Source organism: Pontibacillus sp. HN14 (genome assembly GCF_021129245.1).
Lineage (GTDB): Bacteria > Bacillota > Bacilli > Bacillales > BH030062 > Pontibacillus.
This window is the reverse complement of record NZ_JAJOLR010000001.1, coordinates 320,290-336,036: the sequence shown is the minus strand read 5'-3', so window position 1 is coordinate 336,036 and position 15,747 is coordinate 320,290. Positions and strand designations below refer to the sequence as shown.

Annotated in this window: 15 protein-coding genes; 7 read left to right on the top strand and 8 right to left on the bottom strand. The window is 40.8% G+C overall.

Annotated elements, in window-relative coordinates; genetic code table 11:
- Positions 1–64: 64 nt before the first annotated feature.
- Entirely contained in the window at positions 65–2,440 is a 2,376-nt protein-coding gene (locus LQ226_RS01695; RefSeq protein WP_231416097.1) for a penicillin acylase family protein, read from the bottom strand.
- Between the two features lie 107 nt (positions 2,441–2,547).
- Complete coding sequence (locus LQ226_RS01690; protein WP_231416095.1) at positions 2,548–3,084, bottom strand: hypothetical protein; 537 nt, start codon at positions 3,082–3,084, stop codon at positions 2,548–2,550.
- A 156-nt stretch (positions 3,085–3,240) separates the two neighbouring features.
- On the opposite strand from LQ226_RS01690, the gene LQ226_RS01685 reads away from it, so the two are divergent.
- The 3 genes from LQ226_RS01685 to LQ226_RS01675 all read left to right on the top strand — a co-directional run bounded on the left by LQ226_RS01685 (position 3,241) and on the right by LQ226_RS01675 (position 5,409).
- Positions 3,241–3,813, top strand: a complete 573-nt coding sequence (locus LQ226_RS01685; RefSeq protein WP_231416093.1) for a TetR/AcrR family transcriptional regulator — start codon at positions 3,241–3,243, stop codon at positions 3,811–3,813.
- Positions 3,814–3,826: 13 nt separating this feature from the next.
- Positions 3,827–4,264, top strand: coding sequence for an OsmC family protein (locus tag LQ226_RS01680; protein WP_231416092.1), 438 nt, complete (start codon positions 3,827–3,829; stop codon positions 4,262–4,264).
- Between the two features lie 149 nt (positions 4,265–4,413).
- The gene (locus LQ226_RS01675; protein ID WP_231416090.1) at positions 4,414–5,409 is read left to right on the top strand and encodes an aldo/keto reductase; all 996 of its coding nucleotides are present in this window, start codon (positions 4,414–4,416) and stop codon (positions 5,407–5,409) included.
- Between the two features lie 69 nt (positions 5,410–5,478).
- On the opposite strand, the gene LQ226_RS01670 is transcribed toward LQ226_RS01675, so the two are convergent.
- Positions 5,479–6,810: a DUF4179 domain-containing protein gene (locus tag LQ226_RS01670; RefSeq protein ID WP_231416089.1), complete on the bottom strand. Its 1,332-nt coding sequence runs from the start codon at positions 6,808–6,810 to the stop codon at positions 5,479–5,481.
- Positions 6,786–7,319, bottom strand: a complete 534-nt coding sequence (locus LQ226_RS01665) for a sigma-70 family RNA polymerase sigma factor (RefSeq protein WP_231416087.1) — start codon at positions 7,317–7,319, stop codon at positions 6,786–6,788. Before LQ226_RS01665 ends, LQ226_RS01670 begins: the two co-directional genes overlap by 25 nt.
- 214 nt (positions 7,320–7,533) lie before the next feature.
- Between LQ226_RS01665 and LQ226_RS01660 the strand changes: the two genes are divergently transcribed.
- Positions 7,534–8,310 carry a thermonuclease family protein gene (locus tag LQ226_RS01660; RefSeq protein WP_231416086.1) on the top strand — a complete coding sequence of 259 codons (777 nt, stop codon included), beginning with the start codon at positions 7,534–7,536 and terminating at the stop codon, positions 8,308–8,310.
- Positions 8,311–8,452: 142 nt separating this feature from the next.
- Here the strand turns inward: LQ226_RS01660 and LQ226_RS01655 are convergent, their stop codons facing one another.
- From LQ226_RS01655 to LQ226_RS01645, 3 genes are all read right to left on the bottom strand, one after another.
- A complete protein-coding gene (locus LQ226_RS01655; protein WP_231416085.1) occupies positions 8,453–9,787 on the bottom strand; it encodes an FAD-dependent oxidoreductase in 1,335 nt (444 codons plus the stop codon).
- Positions 9,788–9,922: 135 nt separating this feature from the next.
- Positions 9,923–10,942, bottom strand: coding sequence for an NADP-dependent oxidoreductase (locus LQ226_RS01650; RefSeq protein ID WP_231416083.1), 1,020 nt, complete (start codon positions 10,940–10,942; stop codon positions 9,923–9,925).
- A gap of 305 nt (positions 10,943–11,247) precedes the next feature.
- Positions 11,248–11,781, bottom strand: a complete 534-nt coding sequence (locus tag LQ226_RS01645) for a DNA topology modulation protein (RefSeq protein ID WP_231416081.1) — start codon at positions 11,779–11,781, stop codon at positions 11,248–11,250.
- A 172-nt stretch (positions 11,782–11,953) separates the two neighbouring features.
- Between LQ226_RS01645 and LQ226_RS01640 the strand changes: the two genes are divergently transcribed.
- The 3 genes from LQ226_RS01640 (at position 11,954) to LQ226_RS01630 (ending at position 14,112) form a co-directional block, all read left to right on the top strand.
- Complete coding sequence (locus LQ226_RS01640; RefSeq protein ID WP_231416079.1) at positions 11,954–12,835, top strand: LysR family transcriptional regulator; 882 nt, start codon at positions 11,954–11,956, stop codon at positions 12,833–12,835.
- A gap of 237 nt (positions 12,836–13,072) precedes the next feature.
- Entirely contained in the window at positions 13,073–13,432 is a 360-nt protein-coding gene (locus tag LQ226_RS01635; RefSeq protein ID WP_231416077.1) for a CidA/LrgA family protein, read from the top strand.
- Entirely contained in the window at positions 13,429–14,112 is a 684-nt protein-coding gene (locus LQ226_RS01630; RefSeq protein WP_231416076.1) for an LrgB family protein, read from the top strand. Before LQ226_RS01635 ends, LQ226_RS01630 begins: the two co-directional genes overlap by 4 nt.
- 57 nt (positions 14,113–14,169) lie before the next feature.
- On the opposite strand, the gene LQ226_RS01625 is transcribed toward LQ226_RS01630, so the two are convergent.
- Positions 14,170–15,654, bottom strand: a complete 1,485-nt coding sequence (locus LQ226_RS01625) for a BCCT family transporter (RefSeq protein WP_231416074.1) — start codon at positions 15,652–15,654, stop codon at positions 14,170–14,172.
- Positions 15,655–15,747: the final 93 nt, after the last annotated feature.

The window sequence follows — 15,747 nt, the reverse complement described above, 5'->3', positions numbered from 1 at the left end:
TATAAAGAAATACTTGGTCTAGTCACAGAAAATCGGCTGATCCTACTAGAATCAGCCGAATACATTACGGTTGGAGAATTAATGGTTCTCCTTTTGGTGTAGTTAAGCTTGTTTCGTGATAATCACCCTTCACCCAGTCTTCCCGTTGGTCATGGTACCAAGGACTTCTGAAATGTCCGGATTGCCCTGGGCCTACGATATGAGAGCCTTTCGTAAAATCAGAACCATCCAATACAAAACGCCAGGAAGCTCCGTGATTGACGATACCCGTTTCTTCATTATAGCTTGCAGCCATCACCGTCACCCTACTTCCGCCTACTGGAATAGGATCCTCACTATTAAAGAATCGGTCTAGAAAACTTATAGAGGATAATGGATGTTTAAATGCCACCTGGTGATAGTGCCCCCATTCCCACTCGTCTATTTTCTCACCATATTGTTCCGTTAAAGAACGGACGGTTTCCTGAAATGTTTCTTGAACTAACACCTCCATTCCTCCTTGCTCCTCAACCCACTTTACATTCTTTCCCTTATGAGCTTTCCGCAATAACTCATCCGTTGTTTGGCCTTTCCCTTTAAACAATGGATCCATGGATTCAGGAAGATCCTCGTATAGTCGGTCTGTTAGGGTCTTCATCCACGTGTGAAAGAGAAGAGGTTGAGATTGCTTTGCATCATCTACGAAGTCCCAAGCCTGGAGCCGTTCCACAGCTTCTTTCTCTCTCGTTGAAAGATTGTCAGTATTCATATATTCCATAAACATCGGCACAAACTCTTTGGCTTGCAGATTCATTTGATCCATTTGAAGCTTTTTCATATCTTCTGCGGTTGCATTTTTTGTCTTTTCAAGTACTTCTTCAATACGCTTATAACGGTAGGGTTGTGCCCAATTATTAGATAGATGATAAGGGTACTCTTCTCCTATCACTTTATTGTTGGCAGTCGCAATAAATCCTTTATCCGGATTGATGACTGTTGGCAATTCGTCAAATGGGATGAACCCATTCCAATCATTCTCTTTCTCCCATCCCTCTAATGGCAATAAGGCATCTTCACCCTCTTTATAGATCGGGATTTTGCCATTGGCTTTATATGCAATGGTCCCATCCTTACTGGCAAAGACAAAATTCTGAGCCGGTACTAGAAACTTCTCTAGACCTTTTTCAAATTCTCCCCAGTTTGAAGCTTTGTTCATAAGAAGAATGGCCTCTAGCTCTGTGGAAGAATCGAGCGCTGTCCACCTTAGGGATAAAACGGTATCTTTTCCACTCTCTTCAGCAAACTCAGAGATGATCGGACCATGTCTCGTTTCAACCACCTTATACTGAATTGAGTCTTTATCTTTGATATCAATCGTTTCCTTATAGATGGTCGCCTTTTCGTATTTCCCTTCATATAAAAACTCATTTTCATCTTTTGGGTTTCGCTTTTCAAGATAAAGCTGCTGGACATCCGGTCCTGTGTTGGTAACTCCCCATGCAATGTCTTGGTTATGTCCTAAAATAATACCAGGAATACCGGCAAAAATGACGCCACTCACTTGATACTCAGGTGAATCAAGCACCATCTGTAACCAGATAGACGGGGTAGCAAGGCCCAAATGAGGGTCATCAGCGAGCAGAGGGGAACCAGACGCTGTTCGTTCTCCGCTCACAACCCAGTTATTGCTTCCATTAAAGGCATGCGGAATGACAGCACCTTCAAAACTTGAAGCGATATCAAGTTCATCACTTTTAATAATCGTTGGAGCCTTTTCCGGATAGGTTGAAAACAATTCAAGAGCCTGATCCTCCGGATAATGTTGTAGCAAATAATAGTGAAAGGCCTGTCTCTCCCAATGTCCTCCAAGATCAAACGCCATATATTTTCCTATCGTTAGTGAATCAATAGGCGTCCAAAGTTCCGGCGCTCCTCCAAGCAGAGTGAATTCGATCGGTAGCGCTTTTTCATTCTTTGCTTGTTCTATATAAGCATTCACCCCTTCTGCATACCACTCCATCACTTGCTTAGCTTCTTCCGTGTATGCTTGATACGACTTTTCGGCAGCCCTTCTCAGTCCCAATGTTCTAAAATATTTATCCTGGTTTAATGCATCTTCACCAGCCACTTCACTTAGTCTTCCGGAGGCTTGTCTCCTTGCCATATCCATTTGAAACAAACGATCTTGTGCCTGGACATATCCTTGAGCCATGAAAAGATCCTGCGTGTTGTTTGCTTCAATATGAGGCACACCACTCTTATCCCGGGTTACATACACAGTATCTTTTAAACCAGGTACCGAAATGCTTCCCTCAGTTTGAGGTAAACTCCGGTTTATGTAACCGTTTACAAAAATAAGCACCCCAATCCCTATACCAAGGAGAAGAACAAGAAGGATCAAACAAACTTTCTGCCATCTTTTTAAAGATTTCTTTCTCTTCTGTTCTGACACAACTTCCATTTCCCATACCCCCTCTTTATACCTATTATAATACGAATATTCTGTCATTTGTAAGATATATGCAAAAATAGCCTTAACGGGTTAGGCGTTAAGGCCGTTTTGAACATTTATTGTAAGGAATCTAATAACAATTCCCAGTCATCCATTGAAAATGTAACGTTCGTCGAGACTGCGTATACATAATCTCCCTTTTCCCACATAACGTAGTCCCCCTGTCTACCATCCCCATTCATATGAAAGAGCTGACCATTCAAATTGAACTCCTTCATCGTCGAGGAGGAAGGTGAAGGGAGTTCATCTTTCACATCCTTCGGGGCTTGTTCAAACGTCATTTTTCCTTCTGGATAACGGATAAAGGTTTGTCTTGTGATGAAAGAATTTTCCTGAACTTTTTTATACCCCATACTAATTCGTTCAAAGGAGTCCGGTAGTACATTGAAGGTGGAAATCGGTGCTTCCACGTGTTCTTCTAACTCTTTAACAGTGTCTACATACGTCATAGCCTCCGGAAAAGCGACCGTTTCTTGTGTAAAGGCCCCCTCTGGAATAATGAATTCTTTTGCTCTTGTAAGACCTGCCCAACTAAGTATAAGAAATAAAAGTAAGCACACTATAAGTAATGAGCTTTGAGACACTCTAATCATGATAGAAACCTCCTCATATAGCTAGTACTACTTTATTCACGTAGCCTTCCATTTATGAAGAGATTCCGAGTGAAGCACATTGATTGTCAAACTAATGAAGCATCCTTTATATTAGATACATACCAACCAGTTGGTTTCTAGAAAGGGGGTTCTTTTATGAATAAAGGAACCTTAGCTAAAGAAGAGATTGTATCCATCGCTGCAGATGTGATTCGTTCCAAAGGTTATCAAGCTACATCTGTTAACGATATATTAGTGGCTGGAGATATTGGCAAAGGAAAGTTCTTTCATTACTTTAAGACTAAACACGATTTAGGGATTGCTGTTGTAGATCGCTATATTGATACTTGGAAAACCAATATGATTGAAGGCATTCTTCAAACAGATTCCTCTGCTGATTTACGAATTCAGCACATGCTTGAAGAAACAATTGAATCTTTTCAAGACTCCAATGTTCGAAAAGGTTGTCCTTTCGGGAATCTAGCTATCGAAATGAGCGAACATGATGCATCTTTTAGAAAGCGCATTGAATCCTTTTTCCATGAATGGGCGTTAGCTCTTAGTGAGACATTAATGGAAGCAGAACTTGCCACTCCTAAAGATGCTTACGAATACGCAGAGCATATCATTAGTTCTATTGAAGGCTCGATCTTAATGGCGAAAGTAAAGCAAACGTCTAAGCCAATTGAAAATACCATTTTTCATTTAAAGAAAACATTATTTCATTAAAGGAGAATTTCACATGTCTACTATTCAAATGAGAGTTAAAGCAAATGCAGAAGGTGCAAAGGTAGAAGCAAAAGCGAAAAAGCATACCATTATTATTGATGAACCAGAACAACAAGGTGGCACCGACCAAGGTGCGAATCCACTTGAAACCCTACTAGCTGCCCTAGCAGGCTGCGAGAACGCAGTTGCTAATATGGTGGCGAATGAAATGAACTTTGACCTTCAAGGGATTGAATTCGAAATTCGTGGCGAATTAGACCCCCGCGGTATGATGGGAACAGAAGGCGTACGCCGTCACTTCCAAACCGTTACAGTAAATGCTCAGGTTAAAACAAGTGAGTCTGATGAACGCATTCAAGAATTAAAAGATAAAACAGATGATCGCTGTCCTGTTTTCCAAACCCTATACAATGCGGATGTAAATATGGTCGCAAACTGGACCAAAGCATAAAAACACGACTAAATTCAGGCACGCTCAGTAAGCTATGAGCGTGCTTTTTTTCATCTATTGGGACAGCCTATCTGCATGATTAGTCACGAATAGAAGAGGGTAAACTTCGTGAAGAGTAGCTAAAGCTACGAACCTATGGAGGTGAAAAAATGGAATTCACGCACGTTAGCAATACAGGAATAGAAACTTCACGAATCGGACTAGGAACTTGGGCCATTGGTGGCTGGATGTGGGGTGGCACAGATGAAAACCAATCCATAAAAACCATCCACGCCGCTTTAGATAAAGGCGTTAATCTCATTGACACCGCTCCGGTATATGGCTTCGGTCGTTCTGAAGAAATTGTCGGTAAAGCCGTTCAACAATATGGAGGTCGTGAGAATATCACGCTCGCAACGAAGGTTGCCATGAATTGGAAAGACGAGCAAGTTTACCGTGATGCATCTAAAGAACGCATTCACAAAGAAATTGACGATTCATTACGTCGACTTCAAACGGATTACATTGATGTTTACCAAGTACATTGGCCAGACCCAACCGTCCCGATTGAAGAAACAGCAGAAGCCCTTTATTACTTATATAAACAAGGCAAAATCCGATCCATTGGTGTGAGTAATTTCTCTCCAGAACAAATGGATACGTTCCGTGAAGCGGCTCCGCTTCATACGGTTCAGCCCCCTTACAACATGTTTGAAAGAGGGATTGAAGAAGACATTCTCCCCTATGTTCAGGAGCATGGCCTTCATACATTGTTATATGGTAGCTTATGCCGAGGATTGTTAACCGGTAAAATGTCTAAGGATAGTCAATTTGATGGCGATGACCTAAGAAATAACGATCCTAAATTCCAGCAACCTCGTTTCGAGCAATATCTCAATGCCGTACAAGAGCTAGACCAATTAGCCCAGAATCGATTTGACAAACGCATTATCCACCTGGCTCTTCGATTTATATTAGATCAACCTGGTACAGGCACTGCCCTATGGGGTGGTCGGAAACCAGAACAAATGGATCCGATTGAAGAAGTAATGGACTTTAAAATTGATGAAGAAACCCAGAAAGACATTGATGAAATATTAGTTAAAAATATTAAAGATCCTGTAGGACCTGAGTTCATGGCTCCTCCTACAAGGAAAGATCTATAAAAGGGTTCAACCCCCCTCGATTATCGAGGGGGTTTTTCTACGCTCATTCACACTTACGTATTTTTTTAGTCATCTATCCCCTTCACCGTATTCAAGATCAATGGTTAATCCAAAATCACTTAAATAATGATGAGCATCCATTTCCGTTGTATGGAGATGAATGTCTTTTTCCACTGGAAAATTATAATAGGTTTGTTTAAAGGTATGATGATCTATACGTCTTTCCACCCGATCATGTTCATAGCGATTCCCATCACCATCCGTTATCCAGAACGTACTCGCTTGTGTGGCTTCATCTTCCCCTTTGACGGTGTAGGTAATGGTTACATTCTCACCTTCTCTTTCTACACTATCTACATTCAACTGCCCCATCTCGCCTTGAGACAATGTTACAGGTTCTCCAGTCCATTTCTTACTCCTAAACACCACAGGTTCAACCGCTTCCTCTGAAGTTGGGATTTCCATAAGGTATGGTCGTATACTTAACGTTTCTGGTAATTGTTCTCTGTATGGTTCTAGATCAACGGTATACTTACCACTAACTTTTCCATCTTCTGATCCAATAGAATGGCTACTTGCTCCGATCCCCCTTAACACTTTCCCGTTTTCATCTTCTACAACAAAATCAAGATGCTGATTGTTTTGGATGATCTTTGAGTCTTCAGGGGTAAGCATTTGGAACTGAATTCTAGTGGAGGTTGATGTAAAGCTTACCGTACTATAATGAATGTGATCCTCCCCACTTTTGAAACTTTTATTAATCGGCATAACCTTTGAGTTCCCCTTTTTGATAACAGGTAAGTCTACTTGCCACTCAGATCCATTCGCTTCACCGCTAAGTGTAAGCAAGAATTCATGAGGGAGTTCTTCTTGGGTTCTAATCGACATGGTCTCACCGTAAACGCCTTCTTCGATCTTCTGACCCCCCGCCCCGATTCCGTAGTTGTCTAATGGTTCTCCGTCTACGAGAACATCAGGCATCCCTGGCAGGACCAATTTGTTCAGATGATCTGACATATTTAAGTAGCTAATATATATACTGTTTCCATCATATAAGGTTTCTGTAAAGATAATGGTTTGATCTCCTATGTTCACTTGCTCCCCTGTTGAAACTGTTAACCCGCCTTGTTGCCCACTTTTCTCTCCTAACCCGCCTACTTTCTCCATTACAGAGCCTACAAAAGGTACATCCTTCAGGGAATCGGCAATTGTTGTAGACACCGAAGAGCTGTTAATCAAAATGCCTGTTGCTACTACAGCGGCTGTTATGCCATACAACCACTTTTTCTTTCCTGTTTTCTTGTTCGGCAGGGATTTTAATGTAGATTCCATTCGCTTCTCAACAGACTCTGGCAATTCTTTATTCACTTCTTCATCTAATAGGTGTTCCCACTTTTCCATGATGTTTCCTCCTCCCTGACTTGTACTCGTGCTCTCTTTTTTGCCCTGCGTAACTTTGTTTTAATTGTATTCTCTGGAACCTCCATTACGTGGGCCATATCTCTTATCGTAAAGTCTTTTATGTAGAACAATTGAAGAACGAGGGCATCTTCTTCGGTCAAATGAGAGAGTAACTCTTTCACTTCAATCCGATCAAACCCTCTCTCTACAAACGCTTCTTCATGAACCTTATCTAATGAAACAATTTTCTTTTGTTTTCGAATAATGGCATAACATTCATTCATCACGATCCGAATGAGCCAAGTCTTAAAATACTTTGGTTCTTTCAGCGTGTGAATGGAGTGAAAAGCTTTTAAAATAGCTTCTTGTAAAGCATCCGCACAATCTTCATCTTGTTTTAAAATAGTTTTCGAGACACGATACATCGTGGTTTTATACTCTCTGATTAATGCCTCAAAAGATGCTTTATTCCCTTTCCTGGCTCGCTTTACTTCTTTTATTAGGTTCACACGGCTTCCCTCTTTCTTTCAAACTCATAGGTTAGAGTCGTAAGTGACAAGAAAAGTTTCACTAGAGTTATTTTTCACCTTACCATACGACGTGGCCTGGTACCTCTTGAGCATTGCAATAATAAATAGTGAAAAAAGATGAACTGTATTCTTCCTATACGTCGTCGAAATTGTTTGCTAGAGTGAATGTATACAGCGATAAAGGAGAACAACTATGAGAAACATTTTTAAGATACTAGTGTTGTTTATAATAATGGTGGGAACAGCTTGCAGTCCTCAAAACGAAACCATGCAAGAAACCAAAACAGAAACTACTACTTCCTCTTCTACAGGAGAAAATCAAACGAAACAAGAAGCAACCGTCCTTCGTGTGGTAGACGGAGATACTTTGTCTGTCTCGATAGAGGGGAAGAAAGAGACGATTCGATTGTTACTTATTGATACGCCAGAAACCAAGCATCCTGACTTGCCTGTCCAGCCCTTTGGGCCAGAAGCGAGTCAATACGCTAAAGAGCTTCTTACAAATGAAGAAGTGATGCTTGAATGGGGAACAACGAAACGAGATAAATACGATCGCTTACTCGCATACGTATACATAGATGGTACGCTTTATAATAAGGATATTATTGAACAAGGCCTTGCACGTGTAGCTTACGTATATCCCCCAAACGATAAATATGTAGACACATTACGCGATGCTGAACAACAAGCCAAGAAGAAGAAGAAGGGGATATGGAGTTTGGAAGGGTATGTGACGGAGGATGGTTTTAACTCCGAGATGACCATCAAGAAGAGCCCAACTCCTAGTAAAAACAATTCCACTGAATCTAATAATCTTTTATATGATCCAAACGGGGCCGATCGAGATTGTGGGGATTTTAGTAAACAAAGCCAGGCTCAAGCATTTTTCGAAGCCGCAGGAGGTCCTTCAAAAGACCCCCACCGGTTGGACCGAGACGGGGACGGGGTTGTCTGTGAAACCTTACCATAATAAGTTGAAGTGTTCCATATAAAGCGGCTTAGGAGCCCGTTATACTTAATGCGTGCTAACACTCAAATTTAATAGCGCATAAAAAAGCGATCCGCCTCTATTAGACGGATCGCTTTTTTCGCTTGATCAAAATGAAGTCAAACTAAGCTCTTCTTGCAGCTTGCTGTATAGGATCCCAAACACTGTTAAAAGGAGGTGCATAAGAAAGGTCAAGATCGACAAGTTCATCCACGGTCATCGAGTGGTATAGAGCCGTGGCTACTACATCAATCCGTTTATCGACCCCTTCTTTACCAATAATTTGAGCTCCTAATAACGCACGCGTCTGATCATTATAGACGAGTTTTACTTTCATAGGATCTTCTTTTGAATAGTATCCTGCAGCGTGCGATGAATCAATGGTTACAGAGGTGTTAGAGAAATGAAGCGCTTCTGCTTCCCTCTCTGATAAACCTGTTTTCCCAAGATTTATATCAAAGAATTTAATAATAGACGAACCTACAATTCCTTTAAAAGTAGTAGGTTGATTAATCATATTCAAACCTGCAACTCTTCCTTGTTTATTCGCATGAGTCCCAAGAGGGATATAATCTGATTTTTGCTTAAGGCGGTGATATTGTGTAGCGCAATCTCCCGCTGCATAAATGTCCTTGATCGTACTCTCCATATATGCATTCACTTCAATGGCACCCTGAACACTCGTGAAAATACCCGTACCTTGTAAAAAGGATGTGTTTGGCGTTACCCCAACAGCTACGAGGACTAGGTCTGTCGCATGTTCACCATGGTCGGTTACAACACACCTTACACGACCTTTATCATTGGTTTTGAAACCTTCTACTGATTCCTTAAATGTCAGCTTCACGTTTTGTTTGGTCGCTTCCTCATGGATAAGGGCACTCATATCCTCATCGAAAATCTTGGCGAGCCGTTCGCCACGTTCGATAATTTGAACGTTTTTCCCAATGTCAGAAAGGGTTTCAGCCATTTCAAGACCGATGTATCCCCCACCGATAATCGTCACATTCTTGATATTCTCATTTATGTAATCCATTATTTTTTCCGCATCGGGTATGGTTTTTAGGGTGTAAATCCCTTCTGATTCAATGCCTTCCCACGGCGGACAATTCGGATTCGCGCCTGTTGCGACAAGAAGTCGATCATAATGATCTTCGAACTGTTCTCCAGTATGATAATTGGTTCCATACACCATTTTTTTCTCACAATCCACACTTGTTACTTCATGTAGCGTATGTGTTTTAATTCCATACTTCTCCTGAAACGTTTCAGGTGTTCTGGCAATAAGGTCCTCAGTGGATTCCACTATGCCATTAATGGTATAGGGTAACCCGCACTGCCCATAAGAATAGGTTTCTCCCTTTTCGTACGTAACGATTTCATTTCCTTCACTATTTCGTACAATTTGCATCGCGGCACTCATTCCTGCCGCATCTCCCCCGATAATGATGTATTTCATCCTAACACCTCTTTTTATACTGTTATATCTTCTATGTTCCTCTATTAGCTTTTCCATAAACCCGATGTGGTATAGCTAAATAAAGAGTTTGTTAGAATAAAAAACCCTGCTCAAAAGGAGCAGGGTTTTGTTTAGTTAATATTTAGGGTCAGCGACTTTTACTAACTGCTTTCCTAAGTTCTTCCCTTGGAACAGACCAAAGAATGCATCAGGAATGTTTTCGAAGCCATCTGTTATTGTTTCTTCATATTTTAATTTTCCTTCAGAAAGCCATTTTGCAAGGTCTTGAACGCCTTCATCAAAGCGGTCTGCATAGTCCCCTACGATAAACGCTTGAATCTTAGCACGAGCTTTAAGGAGTTTTGGTTGTACGCGTGTACCTAAGTCAGCATCTGTACGGTTGTAAGACGAAATAGCTCCACAAAGCGGTACACGTGCGAAGGAGTTTAACAAGTTAAGAACAGCGTCAGAAATTTCGCCTCCGACGTTATCGAAATATACATCAACGCCATTAGGGCATAGACCAGATAGAGCTTCTTGTACATCATCAACGGTCTTATAGTTAACCCCTGCATCAAAACCTAATTCCTCAGTAATATAGTTTACTTTTTCATCAGAACCAGCAATCCCTACTACGTGTGCACCTTTTAGTTTTGCGATTTGACCGACAATCATACCAACAGCACCAGCTGCACCAGACACCACAACAGTCTCGCCTTCTTTCGGCTCTCCAATATCAAGTAAGCCAAAGTAAGCTGTTAAACCTGTCATGCCTAATACGCCAAGATAAGCTGATAAGGGAGCTTGTTCTCCATCAATTTTGCGAACTTGACTTCCAGGAACGGTGTTAAAATAACGCCAGCCAAGAAAGCCTGTTACTTTATCACCTGGTTTGAACTGATCATCTTCTGACTCGACTATTTCTCCCACAACTGTACCATTAATGGTTTCGTTAAGAGGGAACGGCTGCGTGTATGATTTCTGATCACTCATCCGGCCGCGCATATAAGGGTCTACAGAAATATATAAGCTTCGAATTACGACTTCTCCCTTTTGAGGAGATTTAATTTCTACATCTTCATAAGTGAAATTTTCATGAGTAGGCATCCCTTCAGGACGCTTTGCTAAAACGATTTGTTGATTTTCTGTTGTCATAATAAAAAATGCTCCTTCCATTTAGCACCTTGAATTTTTAACATAGCAAATCATCATCTTGAAGATCAACTTATTCGACTTATGGGTGTTCATCTATGGTGAGCTTAATAGTATCCGCAATTTAATGCTTCACCAATCAGTTACTCACAACACCCAAACCTCTACCGAAAAAGTATTTATAACCTTCCACATGATATAGTTCACCTTACTTCTTATTTTAAAACCTTTTCTAGAGCACTACGGTAGCTGGAAAGAGATAAGAATATCCATATTAATAAATTAAGGAAACTAAAAAAAGGATCATCCTACAAAAGTGATGATCCCTCTCTTTTAATCTTTATGTTTTCCAAGAAACGCTCCATATCTTTAGAAGACTCAATGACATGAATTGTTTTATGGCGAGCTGCTTTATGTAATTGTTCGTTTAACTTCGGACGTTTATCCCTTCTAAAGTTCCACACATATTTGATAAACTCCCAATCCAGCTTTTCTTCACACCCTTCCGTCATATCAGGTCTCGTCTGATTTCGATTCAAAAAATACCTCTTCAAGATTCGGTAAAGACAAACCTTTCTTGGTGGATCAATCCATATGACAGTATCTGCTTTCTCCAATCGTACACCAAGGGTCCCTCCATAATTCCCATCAATTATCCAAGATGCTTGATTCATAACCTCTTCCTGTAAAGCGATGAACTCATCACGTTCCCTCATCACCCATCCAGGTAACCAAAATAACTGATCTAAGTGGTATACCTCCTCGTTTACAAGCCTTCCAAGTCGCTTAGAAAACGTCGACTTTCCAGCACCGGGACTCCCTATCACAATCACCCGCTTCATAAAACCCCTCCCACTGTAATAGTTTACCATATCAAAGGGTGTCAGACACCCTTTAGCACACTAGCGAATCAACGCGTGTCTGACACGCTTTATCTTGGTAATGGCACGACGTGTTGCTTTACTTTGTTACAGGGAGTTTCTATAATAGATGCAAGTTAGATAGGAGGTTCTTATGGATAGTCGTCATTTACGATATTTCGCAGAGGTTGCTCGCTTAAAGAGTTTTACAAAGGCTTCCCATTCTCTAAAGCTTTCCCAACCTGCATTAAGTAAAATGATCCGTAACCTTGAGGAAGAACTTGATGTTACGCTCATTGATCGTTCTAAAAAACAAATTACATTAACAGATTCAGGAGAACTTGTTTATCAACAAGCTCAGCGTGTACTTGGGGTTATGGATGATTTGACGAGTTCCCTATACGATATGGTGCACTTAAAGAAAGGAACAGTAGAGTTTGGCTTACCGCCTTTAATAGGTACACTGTTCTTCCCAGAGCTAATCGCCCAATTTAGAAATCAGTTTCCTGGTATCTCGATTAAGATTACAGAATATGGAGCAAAGAGAATTGAAAAAAGCCTTGAAGAAGGTCACGTTGATGTGGCTGTAGCGGTTGCACCGATCGATGAAACGATCTTTAAAGCTTATCCATTTAATGAAGAAACAATGGAAGTTGTCCTGCCTACAGATCACCGCTTAGCTAGCAAAGATACGGTTGAACTTTCAGAACTAGCCGAGGAGAAATTCATTTTATTCCAAGAAGACTTCGCGATGCATGACATCATTCAAGACTATTGTCAGTCTGTTGGATTCTCTCCACAGATTGAGCTTGAAAGTTCACAGTGGGATTTTATTGTAGAGATGGTAAAAGCTCATATCGGTATCGCCATCATGCCAAAGTCCATCTGCGAGAAAATTATCGCCACAGAGGTCAAAAGCATCCCAGTAGTCAACCCAAGTGTTCCTTGGACATTGGCTTTAATCGTTAAACAAGACCGATATTTACCCTATGCAGCCAGGGAATTTATCCAATTTGTACGTGCATCTAAATCATAACTTTTAGTTATGATTCAAATAAGAAATATGTATTTTCATTATGCAATCTAGCATCCTATAATGAAAGTACGTCAACAGCATGAATAAGATTAGATCCCAACCTGTCTTTTTCATGAAAGGTTCTCCCAAACCTTTGACTCCCAAAAGCTTTCAAAATCAAAAAGATCATTCTTGAAAAGAGCCCTTCCCAAGGCTCTTTTCGCATGTTCAGGGGGTGTAAGCATTTACAAGTCCTTTATGAAACTCGTATTACAATTTTTGCTCATAAATGTATTTTTCTTTATAGGAGTAGCCATACAGCAGCTTACACAGTTCCCAATACCGGGAAGTATCTTCGGGTTAGTCTTTCTTTTTCTTGCCCTTCACTTCGGCTTAGTCAAGTTGGAATGGGTTGAGGAAGCTGGTAAATGGCTTCTTGCTGAACTTCTGCTCTTTTTCATTCCTGCTGCGGTCGGTATTGTTCAATATCCAGAAATGGCTGGGTGGAATGGATTCCAGATCCTTCTGATTATTTTAGTTAGTACGATTTTAGTAATGGGCATTACTGGCTTTGTCGCCGATTTTCTTTCCAAACGAAGAAAGGAAGATGAGCAATGATCTACCTAATTGCAACCATTCTTATTTATATTATTAGTAAACGTTTATATAAAAAATATCCAAAAGCTTATTTAACGCCACTGCTTGTTGTACCTGTTGTCTTAGTGGCTTTACTAGTTTTATTCGATATCCCTTTTCAACATTATGAAAACGGAACAAGTATCATTAGCTACTTCTTAGGACCTGCCACAGTAGCATTTGCAATTCCTATTTACAAACACTTTGAACTGATCAAGAAATTCATGGTAGAAATTCTATCAAGCATTGTAGCTGGTTCTGTGGTCGCTGTGGTTTCGAGCTTTTTCTTAGGATACCTGATTCACTTAAGTGGAAGCTTTATGACAAGCATTATGCCAAGGTCTATTACAACCCCTATTGCGATGGAAGTCTCTGAGACCATTGGCGGTGTACCCGCTTTAACAGCTGCCTTTGTAGTAGCAACAGGCATTATAGGCTCTATTGTAGGTCCCCATGTGATTAAAATGTTTTCCTTACAATCACCTGTAGCCCGCGGTGTCTCTTTCGGTGTGGCCGCACATGGCGCCGGAACGTCGAAGGCATTTGAACTCGGGGATCAGGAAGGTACTTTTTCTAGCCTCTCCATGATTATCGCTGCAGGTGTTACACTTGTTTGGGGAAACACATGGATTCCACATTTCCAACACTTTTTCATTCAATAACAAAAAAGAACCCGTTTGCTTCAGAAGCAAACGGGTTCTTTTTGATTTTCGTTATCCCTATTTCTTTCCTGCTTTAAGATCAGCCGAGAATGATTTCAACAAGCCCCATGTCATAATTAGCAAGATTATCGTAAGCGGCAATCCAGTTATGATCGTAGCGGCTTGAAGACCATCCACTCCTCCTGACCACATCAGGATCGCTGCAACGGCTACCATTACAATTCCCCATGCTAATTTCACAAAGAATGGTGGGTTCAAGCTACCATTATGCGTCTGCATTCCAAGAACAAACGTAGCAGAGTCTGCTGAAGTCACAAAGAATGTCAAGATAAGAAGAACGGATACTCCTGATAGAATAAAGCTAAAGTTCATCTGTTCAAACACAAAGAATAAAGCCGTTTCTAAGCTCTGACCAGCCACATCAATTCCTTGAATGTGATCGTAGAAAATTCCCGCGCTACCAAACATACCAAACCAAAGTGCACAGACAATGGATGGCGCGATAATAACAGCGACAAGGAACTCACGAACTGAACGACCTCTTGAAACCCGAGCAATAAATGTACTTACAAAAGGTGTCCAAGAAATCCACCATGCCCAGTAGAAGATTGTCCAATCTTTTACCCACTGATTATTCTCCTGTTGGAATGGTGAGAATCGAAGCCCCATGCTTGGAAGGTTCTGAATATATGAACCAAAAGTAGTCGAGAACGTCTCAAGCATGAATTGAGTAGGACCAAGGAATAAAAAGGAAAAAAACAAGATAACGGCTAATATCAAGTTTGCATTACTTAAATAACGTATTCCTTTAGATAACCCGCTCGCTGCTGATGTAATAAATAAGACCGTTGTGATACCCATAATGACAAGTTGCACGCCAAAATTATTTGGAATTTCAAATAAGAAATTCAATCCTCCATTAATCTGCTGCGCACCAATTCCTAGTGATATAGCAACTCCAAAGAGGGTTGCAAAAACAGCGATGATATCAACGACCATTCCGATGGGACCGTTTGCACGATCACCTATCACAGGCCTTAGTGTCACACTCATTAATCCAGGCATATCTTTCTTAAACTTATAATAAGCTAGCGCAAGTGCTACAATAGCGTAGATGGCCCATGCGTGAAAACCCCAGTGAAGATACGTATAACGCAATCCTACTTTTGCTGATTCGATCGTATTGGCATCTCCGAATGGAGGCTTGGAGTAGTGTGATACAGGTTCTGATACACCATAAAACAGTAATCCTATTCCCATACCAGCACTAAAGAGCATAGCGAACCAAGTTGATGTACTATATTCTGGTTCTTCTCCTTCTTTACCTAATTTAATCTTTCCATACTTACTAAAAGCAATGACCAAAGCGATGACAAAGAAGAATGTAGTAGCTAATTGATAGAACCAACCAAATTGATCAAGCACAAAGCTTTTACCAGCACTCATGACGTTAAACATTTGATCGGGTAGTATAGCTCCCCAAAGTACAAATGCAACCCCTATGGTTAATGAAATCCAAAACATTTTCGTGAAACTCTTCACGTATTTTCCTCCTCTTTTAGTGGACGCTCCATTATTCTCCGAGCGCAGGAGAGTTTATGTAGCTAAAGAATCGTTTCCCTCTCCCATAAATGA

Bases quoted from the DNA above. Each gene is read 5' to 3' on its own strand.
- LQ226_RS01695 (WP_231416097.1), bottom strand. From the start codon at position 2,440: ATGGAAGTTGTGTCAGAACAGAAGAGAAAGAAATCTTTAAAAAGATGG.
- LQ226_RS01690 (WP_231416095.1), bottom strand. From the start codon at position 3,084: ATGATTAGAGTGTCTCAAAGCTCATTACTTATAGTGTGCTTACTTTTA.
- LQ226_RS01685 (WP_231416093.1), top strand. From the start codon at position 3,241: ATGAATAAAGGAACCTTAGCTAAAGAAGAGATTGTATCCATCGCTGCA.
- LQ226_RS01680 (WP_231416092.1), top strand. From the start codon at position 3,827: ATGTCTACTATTCAAATGAGAGTTAAAGCAAATGCAGAAGGTGCAAAG.
- LQ226_RS01675 (WP_231416090.1), top strand. From the start codon at position 4,414: ATGGAATTCACGCACGTTAGCAATACAGGAATAGAAACTTCACGAATC.
- LQ226_RS01670 (WP_231416089.1), bottom strand. From the start codon at position 6,810: ATGGAAAAGTGGGAACACCTATTAGATGAAGAAGTGAATAAAGAATTG.
- LQ226_RS01660 (WP_231416086.1), top strand. From the start codon at position 7,534: ATGAGAAACATTTTTAAGATACTAGTGTTGTTTATAATAATGGTGGGA.
- LQ226_RS01655 (WP_231416085.1), bottom strand. From the start codon at position 9,787: ATGAAATACATCATTATCGGGGGAGATGCGGCAGGAATGAGTGCCGCG.
- LQ226_RS01650 (WP_231416083.1), bottom strand. From the start codon at position 10,942: ATGACAACAGAAAATCAACAAATCGTTTTAGCAAAGCGTCCTGAAGGG.
- LQ226_RS01645 (WP_231416081.1), bottom strand. From the start codon at position 11,781: ATGAAGCGGGTGATTGTGATAGGGAGTCCCGGTGCTGGAAAGTCGACG.
- LQ226_RS01640 (WP_231416079.1), top strand. From the start codon at position 11,954: ATGGATAGTCGTCATTTACGATATTTCGCAGAGGTTGCTCGCTTAAAG.
- LQ226_RS01635 (WP_231416077.1), top strand. From the start codon at position 13,073: ATGAAACTCGTATTACAATTTTTGCTCATAAATGTATTTTTCTTTATA.
- LQ226_RS01630 (WP_231416076.1), top strand. From the start codon at position 13,429: ATGATCTACCTAATTGCAACCATTCTTATTTATATTATTAGTAAACGT.